Genomic DNA, 14,655 nt, shown 5'->3' on the forward strand with positions numbered 1-14,655 from the left:
GCTTTGTATTTGAATCAATCTATTAATCCGATTAAAACATAAAATACCTCTATTTACAATTGTTCTTCTAACCAATCAATTAGCTCTTGAACAGCCTCTTTCCCCTCCAAGTCATTGTGCAACTCATGATACCCGCCATCCCAGCGTCTAAAATAACATTGGTCTCCGATTCGCTCAGCAACAAGCGCGCTTGCTTCAAAGGATGTTACGCGATCAGAAGTGCCATGCATAAGCAGCAGTGGAACCTGCAGGCTGGATGCATGAGCGATCGCCCACTCGCCGGCAGCGGTAATCTCCATATAGGTTTGGAGTGTAATTTTGGTATGACATAACGGATCTTCCACGATTGGCGCAGCAAGGTCATAACCAGGACGAAATAAATCGGCAGGATTTAAGCCAGTAGATTGGTGCATCTTCGGGACAACCGCTGCCAATTTGCGTCCAAACCACTCCACAGCTGGATGCGGTTTGAATGCAAGCTGAAGCCAAGGGCTTGTCAGTATGAGTCCACGAATTGGAGGCTGAAGTCGCAGCGCACAATTAAGCGCCACATTGCCGCCCATACTGTGGCCGTATAAGAAGATCGGCGTTCCCGGGTGCCGTTTGCCAGCCTCTTCAATCATAAGCGCTGCATCGCTTACAGCTGCGCCAAGTGAATGCAGATGCCCCCGTTTGCCTGAAGAGCGGCCATGGCCTTGCTGATCCAGCGCTATAAGTACAAAGCCAGCAGCAGTAAGCTGAGCAGCTACATGTCCATAACGATCGCCATGCTCCCCCATCCCGTGTACGAGACAGACGACAGCTTTTGTCTCTATCGTTTCTGACTTCCATTCCCGCAAAAATATTTGCGACCCCTTAGCGCCAGTTATGACCCATTCATCTCGCAGCATTCAAACGCCGCCTTTCTTTTGTGGTATTATAATACTACTAATAATATAGCAGGTGGAAAGCGATGCAATATGATGCAATTGTAATTGGTGGAGGCTCCGCAGGACTAATGGCGGGTATTGCTGCAAGCAAGGAAGGCGCTAAAGTGCTTCTCCTAGACAAAGGCGATAAATTAGGACGCAAGCTCGGCATATCCGGCGGCGGCCGATGCAATGTAACGAATAATAAAGAACTGGATGAGCTGATCAAGCATATTCCCGGCAATGGGCGTTTTCTTCACAGTACCTTCTCCAATTTCAACAATAAGGATATTATCGCCTTTTTTGAGAACCTTGGCATTGCTTTAAAGGAAGAGGATAACGGGCGCATGTTCCCCGTATCAAATAGAGCTAAAACGGTGGTAGATACGCTTGTTAACCAGGTACGCAAACAAGGTGTCAAAATCATACTGAACGCTCCTGTCGATCATATCATGTATGACAATGGAAGGGTCACAGGCGTGCGTACAAAAGCTGGTGAAACATTCCGTGCCCGCAGTGTCATTGTAGCTTCCGGCGGCAAGTCCGTGCCCCAGACCGGCTCAACCGGCGACGGTTATGCATGGGCAGAAAAAGCCGGACATACGATAACTGAGCTTTTTCCAACTGAGGTTCCGCTTACGTCTAATGAGCCCTTCATTGTAAGCAAGGAGCTGCAAGGGCTATCTCTGAGAGACGTTGCGCTGTCGGTTTGGAACCCGAAAGGGAAGCAGATTATTGAACATCAAGGCGATATGCTATTTACGCATTTCGGTATTTCCGGACCTATTGTGCTAAGATGCAGTCAATTTGTAGTGAAAGCTCTTAAGCAATTTAAGACGGGCAATATTGAGGTTGCGATTGACTTAGTGCCTGATAAAAGCAAAGACGAGGTCTATAAGGAAACGCTAAGACTTTCCGAGCTTGAACCGAAAAAAACGATTAAAAATGTCCTTAAAGGTTATTTGCCGGAAAAAATGATACCCATCTTGCTTCAAAAGGCAGGTTTGCCGGATAGCCTTACTTATGACAATATTCCAAAACAGGACTGGATAGCCCTTTCGCTGCTGATCAAACATTTTCCGATTAGAGTGTATGGCTCTTTATCCATTGAAGATGCTTTCGTAACCGGCGGAGGCATTCAGTTAAAGGAAATCGATCCAAAGACGATGCAATCCAAGCTCATGAGCGGTTTGTTTTTTTGCGGAGAAATATTGGATATTCATGGCTACACCGGAGGCTACAACATTACTGCGGCTTTCTCCACAGGCTATACGGCAGGACTTAATGCTGTCATTCAGTAAGGATATAAAAAGGCTGTCAAACGTCGTTAAACGTTGTGACAGCCTTTTTTTATTGCAATTATGTACGTGAAGTACGGCTAAATTCGAACATCTCCTGAAAAATGATCATACGTCCCGGGATCAGGAAGAAATTCCTCGGAATAATCCGCAGCTTCATCCCGATTGTGCAGCTCCTCAGCATCATGGCCTTGTCCATCGGTTGCAGCCCAGTCCTCATTCACAAGATGTGCCGGAATTGCAATCGCATCAAGCGAGTATGCAGTGCCGGTAACTGCGTCGGCATCGATACTTGCTTGCTCGACGAGCTGACCGCCATGTGATTGTGCAATTTCGAGTGCTGAAGTTAGATCGCTTCCTTCTAAATGAACATGCATACTGCTTCCTTCATGAAGAACCGTCTCATATCCGAGCTCCCTCAGCGTCTCGCAAGCAAGAGCCGCACTTTGAGCATCGTTAAAATCAAACAATAAGGCTGAGTTCGTAGACAATAGCGATCATCCTTTCTAACGTTTTGTTTAACATGCCCTATTCATACAAAATCATGTAAAAAAAGAATACGGCAAGGCGTCATGATATATAATTACAAATAACTATTTTATTATGTTATGTTTTGTGACATAATCATTACATAAGTGTGCAGCTAGGCTATTGATAAGGAGGATGTCATCGATGAACCATTTATTTTATTTACTTTCAGATCCTATGCTTATCGTCGAGTGGGACGAATCCCGTTGGTCTATTGTAGACGTCAATCAAGCTTTTGCAGCTTTTTCCGGTTTTAAGAAATCAGATCTTATGCTCCTCGATCCAGCTACTATTATATCGACGGATGAGACAACTCTCTCCTTTGATGAAGCCGTACATCAACTTGCTGATGAGCAAGCCCTATCACCGCTTCTTGAATGCAAACTTGTCACGAAGTCATCGACTCCTGCAGATATACGTTTGTCCTGCCGCAAGCTCCAGCTCGAAGACCGCATTGTTTATGTCATCATTTGCAAGGATTTACGGGAAGCCAAATGGATTGACGAATATATTTTGCATCATAAAATAATGGTATCTGCTGTTGTGAATGAGCGCTATAACATTATGAGCTTTAAGCATTATTATGCTCCTGTACAGCAGCCCTCCTCTTCCTATTTGAACAAATCCATATTTGAGCTTGTTCCAGACCATGAACGAAGCAAGCTTAAGCGGGTATTAGAATATGCGAAAAACAACCGAACGGCTGAATCCGTGGACTTTCATCTTAAGCTTGGGGATCGTTGCTATAATGCTGATGCGGTTGTTCAGCCGTTTTACAATGGCAATCGGACCTTAAAAAACTTTGTTGTCATATTAACCAGCCTTCATATGAATAATCAGGATGAGGACCCCTCCTACAAGCTTCGTATGCTTATGCTCAGTAAAAATATATCCGTCACTTCACTCGCTCAGTCAACGCTTATCTCTCTTACGACCATTTCCAAAATTCGCAATGGGAAAATAAAAAAGCCCCAGCGTCTAACGGCAGAATTGATCGCCGGAGAGTTGGGTGTTAGGCCCGAAATGATATGGAGCAGCTATAAACGATAATAGCTGCTCCACGTTTTATTTAAAGCTTGAATTTTTGAGCCACTTCGTTCATTTCCATTGCAAATACACTTAAGCCTTTAGCTGATGATGATATTTCCTCTGCTGACGCATACTGCACTTCCGAGAATGCAGAAACTTCGCCGGCAATAGCGGAGTTTCTAGAGGCAATTCCTGTCATTTGGGAAATGGATGAATTGACCTCCCGTGCACTTGCTGCCAGCTGCTCCGAGGAGGATGCTGCCTCCTGAATTTTTTCAAGCACATCTCTTGAAGCATGTGCGATTTGAATGAATGCATCTCCCGCATCTGTTATGCTTGCCAGTCCTTCTATTGATTCAGCTTCACTCATTCTCATAGCCTTCACGGCAGTTTCTGTATCATTCTGAATTTCATTGATCAAATCTTTAATTCTCACCACAGATTCCGCTGACTGTGTTTAGAGCTTGCGCACTTCTTCCGCTACAACCGCGAAGCCTCTCCCATGCTCTCCCGCTCTTGCCGCCTCAATCGCAGCGTTCAGCGCCAGCAGATTTGTCTGCTTTGAAATATTTCCAATCAGCTCAGATATGGTTCATTTCGGATGTGCGCTGCGAGCTGCTGTACTTGCTGAGTTGACTGGCGTACTGCCATATCAATCAACGTCATCTTGTTAACCACCGTCTCGATTAACTCGCCGCCCGTCCGTGAACGATCTACAGCAGCGACTGACAGCTCAGATACATAGGAACTTGATAGCAAGACCGCTAATGATTTCAATGTTGTTCTGCTTATGTATATCCCCGCTAACGTTTACCGCTCTATCTGCTCCTTCACGATAGAATGTTAGTTTAAATGTTTTAATAAAAGGCACTTTTCTGAATCACTGGTCCAAAAAAAAAGAAAGGACCGTCACCCTCAATTCGAGGATAACAGTCCCTTCTATTGTGTACGACTAGCCGCGATAAGGCGCTAGCGCCTCATTCAAGCCTTTTGTTTGCTCATAAACCTGCTGGTACACTTTGAAAATGCCTGCATAAGCAGCAACCGCTTCAGGCTGCGGCGAATACGAATCTGCATGCTTAACGAATTTATTTGCACAGGACTCCAAGCTATCAAACCAGCCTGCACCATATGCAGCTAGCATCGCAGCGCCTAAACCAGGTCCTTGCTCATTCTCTAATGCGACAACCTTTGCATCAAAAATATCAGCCTGCATTTGCAGCCATACTGGGTTTTGCGCGCCGCCGCCGATCGAAATGATCGTATCGACCGTCTTGCCGGCGCGTCTAAACATATCGACTGACTCATTAAGGGAGAAAGTAATGCCTTCCATCACCGCACGTGCAAAATGAATGCGTTCATGTGAGCCGTCAACGCCGATAAAGCTTGCACGAATGAGCGGATCCGCATGTGGGGTGCGTTCGCCAACGAGATATGGCGTGAACACCAGTCCGCCAGCTCCCGGCTTCACTGCACCTACACCTTCGAGCAATTGATCAAAGGATTCATTTGGAGCGAATGTTTTCTTAAACCAGCTTAAGCTGTAGCCAGCAGCAAGCGTAACACCCATTGCATAAAACGAGTCCTCTTTGCCGTGATTAAAGAAATGCACCTTGCCTGCAAAATCCTTCGTCTTGTCATTCTCGTAAGAGAGAATAACGCCGGAAGTACCAATGCTGCAAAGCGTTAACCCTTCGGATAAAATGCCTGAGCCAATCGCCCCGCATGCATTATCCGCTCCACCCGCGAACACCTTCGTCGTGCCTGGCAGCCCCGTGCTGTCAGCATACTGCGGCAGCAGCGTACCTACGAGTCCATGCGACTCAACAAGCGGTGGACAAAATTGTGCCGGAATTCCAAACGCTTCAAGCACTTCTTCGCTCCATGCTTTGCCAGCCACATCAAGAAGAAGCGTTCCCGCCGCATCGGAATAATCCATATGAAGCTCGCCTGTTAAGCGGTAGCGAAGATAATCCTTCGGCAGAAGGAACAGCTTTGCCTTTGCGAAGGCATCCGGCTCGTTCTCGCGAACCCATAAAATTTTCGGAAGCGTAAAGCCCTCCAAAGCTGGATTGCGAGTAATGCTAAGCAGCTTGTCTCCAAGCGTGCGTTCGATTTCACGGCATTGCCCCGTTGTACGCGTATCATTCCATAAGATAGCGTTGCGAACAGGATTTCCTTCACCGTCCAGCAGTACAAGTCCGTGCATTTGACCGGAGAAGCTAATCCCTTCAATTGACTGGGCATCGATGCCTGCTGTTGATGTCAATTCACGCAAAGCCTCAACTGTACCTTCTACCCAATCATCTGCCCGCTGCTCGCTCCAACCGGAGTAAGCATGAAACAGCGGGTAGCTGCGGGAGACTTCCCCAGCTACCGTGCCATCACGGTCAACAAGCAGCACTTTAACGGCGCTCGTTCCTAAATCTATACCGATTACATAGCTCATTTGTCAGAGTCCTCCCGACTTAAACGCTAAAAATAACTTCGCTCAACATAAGGCGGATTCGTTCTTGACGTCCGGACTCATTTTTAATTGGATTGTTTTGAAGCGCATATTGCTCAAGTGAAGCAAGCGTTGCTTTGCCAGACACGATATCCGCGCCGATGCCTTCTTTAAAGCTGCGGTAACGGTTGTCAACGATGTTGTCGAGAATTTTCTCTTCCGTCAATTTGGCAGCTGCTTTCAAGCCCCAAGCGAAGCTGTCCATACCAGCAATGTGAGCAAGGAACAGATCATCCGTTTCGAACGATGCACGGCGAACCTTCGCATCGAAGTTAACGCCGCCGCGGCCAATACCGCCAGCTTTCAATACTTCAAACATCGTTAGTGTAGTTGAATATAGATCGGTTGGGAATTCATCTGTATCCCATCCAAGAAGCAGGTCGCCTTGGTTCGCATCAAGCGATCCAAGCATGCCGTTAATTGCAGCCGTACGAATCTCGTGCTCGAACGTATGACCAGCAAGCGTAGCATGGTTCGCTTCAAGGTTAAGTTTGAAATGATCCTTCAAGCCGTATTTTTGCAGGAATGAAATCGTTGTTGCTGCGTCATAGTCGTACTGATGTTTAGTTGGCTCTTTTGGTTTTGGCTCGATCAGGAATTGCGCGTCGAAGCCAATTTCCTTCGCGTAAGCGATTGCCATATGATACAAGCGTGCTAGGTTATCAAGCTCAAAGCCCATGTCCGTGTTAAGAAGTGTTTCGTAACCTTCGCGGCCGCCCCAGAAAACATAGTTTTCCGCACCAAGCTCTTTACCCACTTCAAGACCTTTTTTGAGCTGCGCACCAGCATAAGCATAAACGTCAGCATTGCAAGTTGTGCCAGCGCCATGAACAAAACGCGGATTTGTGAACATATTAACAGTGTTCCAAAGCAGCTTTTTACCGGAGGATTTCATGTTGTCCTTCAATAAAGCTACGATGACATCAAGATTTTTGTTCGTTTCTTGCAGCGTTTCGCCTTCAGGTGCAATGTCCACATCGTGGAAAGCAAAGAAAGGAATATTCAATTTAGTCATGAATTCAAAGTTAGCTTCAACACGCGCTTTCGAGCGGTCAAGGCCTGTATATTGATCCCAGCCGCGAACCATAGTAGCTGATCCGAATGGGTCCGAACCATTCGCATTAAATGTATGCCAGTAAGCAACTGCGAAGCGAAGATGCTCTTCCATCGTTTTGCCCATAATAACTTGGCTTGGATCGTAATGTTTGAATGCAAGCGGATTGTCTGAGCCCTTACCTTCAAATTGGATTGTGTTAATATTTTTAAAATAAGTCATCGTAATCAAAATCCTCCTTCATGGATTAGAAGTTTATGATAGTGCTTACATAAAGAATAACATGCCTCCACTTAGTTTGTCTATTAAACAAACTAAGTTTTTGTGTTAAAATAAATGCAGTACTTATTTGGCTTAGCTGTCTCAAAATCCGCATCCCCATCTAGTAGGCTCTAGATTAGGCTTTTCATGATACAATAATAAATATTTTCATTTGGACGGAGGCATTCTTTTTTGAAAAGGAAACCAACAGGCGACTTAGCGCTCATCAAAAAAATAAATACAGCCATCGTGCTTGAAGCGGTGCTTGGTTATGCCCCGCTCTCTCGAGCTCAAATATCGGAGTTGACCGGATTAAACAAGGCGACTGTTTCCAGTCTCGTTCAGGATTTGATCGACACCCATCTCGTCGTTGAGAATGGTCCCGGACTATCCAGCGGCGGGCGCAAACCTGTCATGCTGCTCTTTAATGGTACGGCTGGTTATGCTGTCGGCATCGATCTTGGTGTCAATTATATTCGCGGCCTGCTCGTAGACCTCGAAGGCAATGTGATTGCAGAGCAGCAGCGCAGTCTGAAGCAGCAGGATGCTGATCATGTCATTGGGCAGTTAATTTCATGTATTGAGCTGCTTATTAATGATGCGCCGGAGAGCTCGTACGGGATTGTCGGAATCGGCGTCGGCGTACCAGGTATCGTGGATGACAATGGCACGATTCTTTTTGCACCAAACTTAAAATGGCGGCAAGTTGAGCTGCAGCGGCAGCTCGAAGAGCGCTTCAACCTTCCCGTTACGATAGACAATGAAGCGAATGCGGGCGCGCAAGGAGAGCAGAAATACGGGGCAGGACGAGGCATCGCCAACCAAATTTATGTCAGCGTCGGGATCGGTATTGGAACAGGCATTATTTTGAACAAGGAATTATATAAGGGCGCATCAGGATTCTCAGGTGAGCTCGGCCATCTCTCGATTGAGTATGATGGCAAACCTTGCAGCTGCGGCAATCGGGGCTGTTGGGAGCTATATGCTTCGGAGAATGCTTTGCTTGAGAGTACAGCATCGTTAGGCTTTAAGAACTTGGAAGATCTGCTGCTTGCTGCAACAGCTGGAGATGAACGCGTTATTGCGCATATACTCTCGATTGGCGATTATTTGGGCGCAGGCATTGCTAATATCGTCAACGTATTTAATCCTGACGTTGTCATTATTGGCAACCGTATGAGCCGTGCTGCTCAGTGGCTGGAGCCAGCCGTACAAGCTGCCGTCGATCAGCGCACACTATCGTATCATCGCGAACGTATGCGAATATTGTTTGCAGAGCTTCAAGAGCAGTCAGCTGTACGCGGCGCGGCATATTACGCGATTAGCACATTTTTCACGAAGATTAAGAGCGGGCAGTAGCTTCGTTATGCATTGCTGAACATTGCTAAACAAAATGTTTTTTTCTCATGGCCTGCAGCAGACTAACTCTGATGCAGGCTTTTATTAACAGGACAGCATAAAAATAATATTCACCCGGCTTGATCAGCTCCTTTTCACCCCCTCTTTATTTCTCTTTGCACGATACCTCTTGGAAATTATGAAGTGCTCACATTTAGGTTTAGTACGGCTACCTAGGTTATTGTACGGCTGTAACTTTGATCAGTATTTTTAATCAGTAATGGTACTCAGTAATGTTACTCATTAGTATTGATCAGTATTTTTATTAAGTATTTTCATTCAGTATTGTTAATCAGTTAATAGCTTCGATTTAATACCATCTTCTTTTAGATTGATGTTTAAATAGGCATTTGATTAATTTATAAGTTAATTACAAAATATTAAAATTAATTATTCATTGACAATCCGGTCTAATATTCATTAAAATCAATAATATAAGCATATATTATTAACTTTTAAATTAATATAATGGAGGAATGAAAAATGGAACAKCAGCAAATCCCTCGCCCTGAATACCCAAGACCTCAGTTTACTCGAAATTCATGGCTCAATTTAAATGGTGAATGGCAATTCGAAATGGATCCTGGAAAAAGTGGTATCTCGCGCGGATTAAACCAAGACGAGCAAAAGCTAACTCAACGCATCATCGTCCCCTTTTGTCCAGAAAGCCGGCTGTCAGGCATTGGGCATACAGATTTCATTCCAGCCGTTTGGTACAAACGAAGCTTCAAGCTTCCTGACAACTGGAACGGCGGACATACATTATTGCATTTTGGAGCGGTAGACTACGAGGCTCAGGTGTGGGTTAATGGCAAACATGTAGGAAAGCATCGAGGCGGTTACAGTTCTTTCTCATTCAATATTACAGATTCCCTCCAGCAAGGTGAAAATGTGGTTACCGTATATGCCGAGGATGATACTCGCTCTGGCTTACAACCGCGCGGCAAGCAGAGCGGTACCTACCATTCACAAGGCTGCGACTATACCCGCACGACTGGCATATGGCAAACAGTTTGGCTTGAGCATGTGTCGGAAACATATATAGAATCCTGCCGTTTCGTTCCAGACCCGGAGAACAGCTGCCTGCACGTAACTGCCAAGCTGTCTGGAAACACAAATGATGTACAATTCCGCTGTAATGCGCTGCTCGATGGCCTTTCGGTAGGAAAACAAACGGCAAATGCCGGCTCAATGACCGTTTCATTAACGCTGCCCCTCTCCAAAATCAAATTATGGAACACCGATTCACCTTTTCTTTATGATCTGGAGCTTGAGCTCATTCGAGATGGCGAAGTATTGGACTCAGCTTCTTCATATTTCGGTTTGCGTTCCATTCAATTGGATGGCAAGGCGTTCCGTATTAATGGCAAATCCGTATTCCAACGGCTCGTTCTTGATCAAGGCTTTTATCCTGAAGGCATTTATACAGCACCCACTGACGATGATTTAAAACAAGATATTGAAATGTCGCTCGCACTTGGTTTTAACGGTGCAAGATTGCATGAGAAAATGTTCGAGCCTAGATTCCTATATTGGGCAGATAAGCTTGGATATTTGGTGTGGGGAGAGCATGCTAACTGGGGTCTCGATATATCAACAGCTGCCAGCCTTGCTCAATTTCTACCGGAATGGATTGAGGGTGTGGAACGAGACTTCAACCATCCAAGCTTGATCGGATGGTGCCCATTTAATGAAACTTGGGACTCATCGCGCGGTACTCGTCAAGATAATGATGTACTTCGCGTCGTTTATGAAACGACTAAAGCTATTGATCCAACGCGACCGGTCATCGACACAAGCGGCAACTTCCATGTTGTAACGGACATTTTTGATGTTCACGATTATGATCAGAATCCTGTTACATTCAGGGAACGTTATCAGCCGTTTGCCGAGAAAGGCGAGGCGTGGGTCTCCTTCCCCGATAGACAAAGCTATAACGGCCAACCTTATTTCGTCAGTGAGTATGGCGGAATTTGGTGGAATCCCAAACAGTCCGATGAGAAAAGCTGGGGCTACGGGGATCGTCCACAAAGCGTCGAGCAATTTATTGAAAGATATGACGGCTTGACCAGTACTCTTCTTGAGAATCCTAATATGTTCGGGTTCTGTTATACACAGCTTTATGACGTGGAACAAGAAGTGAATGGACTTTATACTTACGATCGACAACCGAAGTTTGATGTTGAACGAATTAAAGCGATCAACAGCAAAAAAGCAGCTATCGAGGATTAGTGCTCATTAGTCTCAAACAAAAAATAGGCATGCTGCGATGGCAGCATGCCTGTTTTTATTGCTTTTCTACTTACAATTGACCTAATAACCCGCTCCATTATTGAACGCGATGTACGCCAACAATATCTAATGTTTGTCCATCGATCGTTATGTCTACTGATTTCGTTTTCACTGTGCCATTATTATAGTAAGCAGAGAATATGAATGTTAAGGTGCCTTTAGCAAGCTTTGTGAATGATGCATCCCAAAGTTCACCGTGCCAGCTGGTTTGCCCTGTGTTTAATGCGGTTAGAGACGTTTCGTAAGTACGCATACGCACCTCTACCCGATCCGCTTTTGTAGCCGTGCCTGTAATGGTTGTATCTGCCTCCAGTATAAATTTCTCTCCCGCCCAAAATACCGAATAACCGCGCGGCGAATTCTCATCTCCTGATTGTTTTAAATTAAARGCCTTACGATGCTGATCCCATAGCTCCGTATGCCGTACATAACCATTGACATGTAGCGGCAGCACCTGCAACGTTTTGGTCACGCTAACCGGCTCAGCTATACCGTCGCTAACCGTAAGCTTCATGCTCCAAAGTCCTACCGTTGTTAACCTCAGTGAAGGCCCTTTTACCGGATAGTTTGGACCATTAACGGTATAGAAATAGCTGTTCTTCACGCCGAGCGGACTTGTCAGCTCATAAACAATCGTAAGCGTATTGCCATCAGCATCTGTCACATTCGATAGAAAAGTTGTCATGTCTCTTTCATATACAGGTTTGGGCGTCCAATCAAAGTCAGCCGTCGGAGGTCGATTGGTAACGAAATAAATATATTCATAATGCCCTTCATTGCCGGCAACGTCATAATCGATTACGGTAAGACGATATGCTTGTCCAAAAATCAACCCAACAACTTTGTATGATTGCTTAGAAAGTGCTAAAGGAATGCTGTATTCCGTTTTACCGTCACCATTTAAATCAATATTCGTCACACTGCCGTCCGCGTTCACTTTTTGCAAATAGAAGGTGCGAGCAGCATGTCCCGAGGAAGGCTCGGCATCATAGAAGGTATTGAACTGAACCGTTACGGCCGTAGGTTCAACAGTTAGCTGTTCATTCACATCTGCTGGTTTAACCGTATCGACAAAGAAAAAACCGTTGCTTGAATACGGTCCCCATAAATAGCTGTCGTTCGCTCTCGCTCTCCAGTAATGCAGCCCCTCAGCTAACGCAGGTGTTGTGTAATTAGCAGCAGCCAAAGCAGAGTTCGTGTCCACTACCATAACACCGCTCGATGCTTTGAACACCTCATAGTCTATCGCTTTAATGGGGTGGTTCTCTGGATCAATCGTAAACGCGTGCAGCTGTGGACGATTTGAGTTTGTATAAATAGGATTATTAGCATCAAGCCCGTTAAATGAAAGTAAATAGGTTTGCGGCGGGAGATCCAGCACAAAATATTTAATATTACTTAAATTAGACCATACCCCTGCTGAATAAACCTGCCCTTGCACCTTAACGAAGCGACCAGGAACGATGCTTTCCTCAAGCATAGGATACGTAAGTGCATTTCCTTCATGCTCAATATACAAGGCCGTTTCATTGTTATCGACATACGTTAGCATTAGTCGATATTGCTCTTGTGGATCGTTCTGAGCATCATAATATGTCCATCGAATCGTCGGTTCTTTTATCAGCACTGTTGGTGTTGTTGGGGTTGTTCCAGCTGGAACCGTAATGGTCATAACAGGCTTCGTTTGGTTAACTGGCGGTATTCCTTCTTTATAGACAATCGTTTGCCCCCAATATGACCAAGCGCCATGAATATCTCGTACTTGCTCCTGTATGATCAACTCCACACCAGGACGATTATAGTACTCTCGTTTCCCGACTGTCCATGTGGTTTGGTCAGCCCACCGTGTACGGAATAACTTGTCTGATAAAATATGAGCAATATCAGGATCATAAGAGGTATCAAATGTTTCATAATCTAGTGCTTCACCTTCTGAAAAAACCTTGCCTGTAAACCTAACATCCGGCTGCGCGACCGGTCGTCGATGTACATAAAGCAGTTTTTTAACAGGCTCTGACCATTTGCTATAAGCAGAAAGACCAGGGTTGTCTTTAACTCGGAAGGTAATTTCATATACCCCAGGTTTCTCTAGCGCGTTTATGGTTGATCCATACGTTTTTCCGCTACGAATGCTCAACCCTTCTGGATTTTCAAAGAAGTTTGGATTATGGCTGTAGCTCCACTCTTCTGCTCCCATTGGATCTTTTTCAACGTCATTGAACAGTTTTTCATAAGAGATCGGATCATTGACGAGAACGGAATCATAGGTTTGTTCGGTGTAGGTGTCACCATAGTTCGTTTTCTTCACATTAGAGAATACAGCGTTGGATTGCCCAAGTGACATTAATCCCGCGTTGCCTCTTGTATACGTACCATCGGCAACCTCTAGTACTTTCACATAATTCACGTATACGCGCTGAATACCATTAACCGATTCTACTTTAATCGGATACGTGTTAAATGCAGTTCGTGTCATAGGTGCAGATTGCAATAACGTTTTCGCACCATTGACCACACGGAATAGCGACAGGGTGTTCTTGCTCCACTCCATAGCATACATATTCTTCTCATTCTGAATCTGAAAAGCAGCTCCGATAACCTTGTCGTTTCTTAAATCACTTACATTCGCATGAAATTCTAAGGCGTAGTTTTTCATAGAGCTTCCTGCATCATAGAGCAGTCCGCCCCAATCGTCGCTCGTAATTTCAACGGTATTTGCATCTATTTCCTTTAATGTTCCATTAGCGTTAGCTGAAACAAAAGGCATGACATTTTTTTCGTAAAAAACATAAATGGAGCCATCGGGTAAAATAGGGGTTGATGTTCCTGATTGCTTTTGATTATTTCCTGGTTCTGGTCCGGAATATGGCGTCTGGGCAATGACACTATTGGTTGTTGCGTTATACAGCGTGGCCCATATTTTTTTAGGTGCATCGGGATCACCCCAAGAGCTTCCCACACCCATAAACGATGGATAAATAATCTGATCGTATTGATTGATAAATATTTTACCAAGGTTTGCACCATAATCTACACCTTGAAAACCGCCGTGTTGGTCTCCATAGTAATTGAAAAATGCATTATACGATTCGTGCGTTCTACCTTGGGAATACGTCAATAAATTGGAAAATACGATTGGATTTGCATTGGGTGCTACATCTGAATAACCTAATGGATGTGAACTTTCGTAACTGACAATCCTTCTTCCAAAAGCACTCTTAAATATTTCTTCACCGTAATAGTTAGTACCGCTCTCAATTGCCTCAAACATAGTAGTACCTGTTTTACTGCTACCCATGGACACATAATTTACATATACAAATCTTTTTGAATCAGATATGGAAGCCGCAGATAGTCCAATTGCACCCCCTACAGTAACGG

At 44.9% G+C, this 14,655-nt stretch carries 10 protein-coding genes and 1 pseudogene; 4 read left to right on the forward strand and 7 right to left on the reverse strand.

The features are described from left to right. Window positions 1-53: 53 nt before the first annotated feature. Window positions 54-890 (reverse strand): lysophospholipase, encoded by an 837-nt coding sequence (locus AC1DPK_RS28715; protein WP_477512385.1) that lies wholly within the window; start codon window positions 888-890, stop codon window positions 54-56. Window positions 891-952: 62 nt separating this feature from the next. On the opposite strand from AC1DPK_RS28715, the gene AC1DPK_RS28720 reads away from it, so the two are divergent. Then, a complete protein-coding gene (locus tag AC1DPK_RS28720; protein ID WP_477512386.1) occupies window positions 953-2,209 on the forward strand; it encodes a BaiN/RdsA family NAD(P)/FAD-dependent oxidoreductase in 1,257 nt (418 codons plus the stop codon). Window positions 2,210-2,286: 77 nt separating this feature from the next. On the opposite strand, the gene AC1DPK_RS28725 is transcribed toward AC1DPK_RS28720, so the two are convergent. Then, on the reverse strand, window positions 2,287-2,697 hold the full coding sequence (locus AC1DPK_RS28725) for a hypothetical protein (RefSeq protein WP_477512387.1): 411 nt from the start codon (window positions 2,695-2,697) through the stop codon (window positions 2,287-2,289). Between the two features lie 181 nt (window positions 2,698-2,878). Between AC1DPK_RS28725 and AC1DPK_RS28730 the strand changes: the two genes are divergently transcribed. Further along, window positions 2,879-3,784, forward strand: a complete 906-nt coding sequence (locus tag AC1DPK_RS28730; RefSeq protein ID WP_477512388.1) for a helix-turn-helix domain-containing protein — start codon at window positions 2,879-2,881, stop codon at window positions 3,782-3,784. Window positions 3,785-3,803: 19 nt separating this feature from the next. Here AC1DPK_RS28730 and AC1DPK_RS28735 read toward each other — a convergent pair. The 4 genes and pseudogenes from AC1DPK_RS28735 to xylA all read right to left on the reverse strand — a co-directional run. Next, a pseudogene (locus AC1DPK_RS28735) lies at window positions 3,804-4,343 on the reverse strand (methyl-accepting chemotaxis protein); the annotation flags it as partial. Further along, window positions 4,340-4,540, reverse strand: coding sequence for a hypothetical protein (locus tag AC1DPK_RS28740; RefSeq protein ID WP_477512389.1), 201 nt, complete (start codon window positions 4,538-4,540; stop codon window positions 4,340-4,342). The pseudogene AC1DPK_RS28735 and the gene AC1DPK_RS28740, both read right to left, overlap by 4 nt. A gap of 175 nt (window positions 4,541-4,715) precedes the next feature. After that, window positions 4,716-6,212 (reverse strand): xylulokinase, encoded by a 1,497-nt coding sequence (gene xylB / locus AC1DPK_RS28745; RefSeq protein ID WP_477512390.1) that lies wholly within the window; start codon window positions 6,210-6,212, stop codon window positions 4,716-4,718. 19 nt (window positions 6,213-6,231) lie between these two features. After that, a complete protein-coding gene (gene xylA, locus AC1DPK_RS28750; RefSeq protein ID WP_477512391.1) occupies window positions 6,232-7,545 on the reverse strand; it encodes a xylose isomerase in 1,314 nt (437 codons plus the stop codon). A gap of 231 nt (window positions 7,546-7,776) precedes the next feature. On the opposite strand from xylA, the gene AC1DPK_RS28755 reads away from it, so the two are divergent. Next, the gene (locus tag AC1DPK_RS28755; RefSeq protein ID WP_477512392.1) at window positions 7,777-8,943 is read left to right on the forward strand and encodes an ROK family protein; all 1,167 of its coding nucleotides are present in this window, start codon (window positions 7,777-7,779) and stop codon (window positions 8,941-8,943) included. A 522-nt stretch (window positions 8,944-9,465) separates the two neighbouring features. Beyond that, window positions 9,466-11,214 (forward strand): glycoside hydrolase family 2 protein, encoded by a 1,749-nt coding sequence (locus AC1DPK_RS28760; protein ID WP_477512393.1) that lies wholly within the window; start codon window positions 9,466-9,468, stop codon window positions 11,212-11,214. Between the two features lie 97 nt (window positions 11,215-11,311). Here the strand turns inward: AC1DPK_RS28760 and AC1DPK_RS28765 are convergent. Then, window positions 11,312-14,655, reverse strand: a 3,344-nt coding sequence (locus AC1DPK_RS28765; RefSeq protein ID WP_477512394.1) for a hypothetical protein, incomplete at its 5' end; no start/stop codon positions are given.

The sequence above is a fragment of the Paenibacillus sp. 01T424 genome (assembly GCF_056398745.1).

What these genes read in the sequence shown, in the direction of transcription:
- xylB (WP_477512390.1), bottom strand. Translation starts at nt 6,212, where the DNA reads ATGAGCTATGTAATCGGTATAGATTTAGGAACGAGCGCCGTTAAAGTG.
- AC1DPK_RS28720 (WP_477512386.1), top strand. Translation starts at nt 953, where the DNA reads ATGCAATATGATGCAATTGTAATTGGTGGAGGCTCCGCAGGACTAATG.
- xylA (WP_477512391.1), bottom strand. Translation starts at nt 7,545, where the DNA reads ATGACTTATTTTAAAAATATTAACACAATCCAATTTGAAGGTAAGGGC.
- AC1DPK_RS28730 (WP_477512388.1), top strand. Translation starts at nt 2,879, where the DNA reads ATGAACCATTTATTTTATTTACTTTCAGATCCTATGCTTATCGTCGAG.
- AC1DPK_RS28715 (WP_477512385.1), bottom strand. Translation starts at nt 890, where the DNA reads ATGCTGCGAGATGAATGGGTCATAACTGGCGCTAAGGGGTCGCAAATA.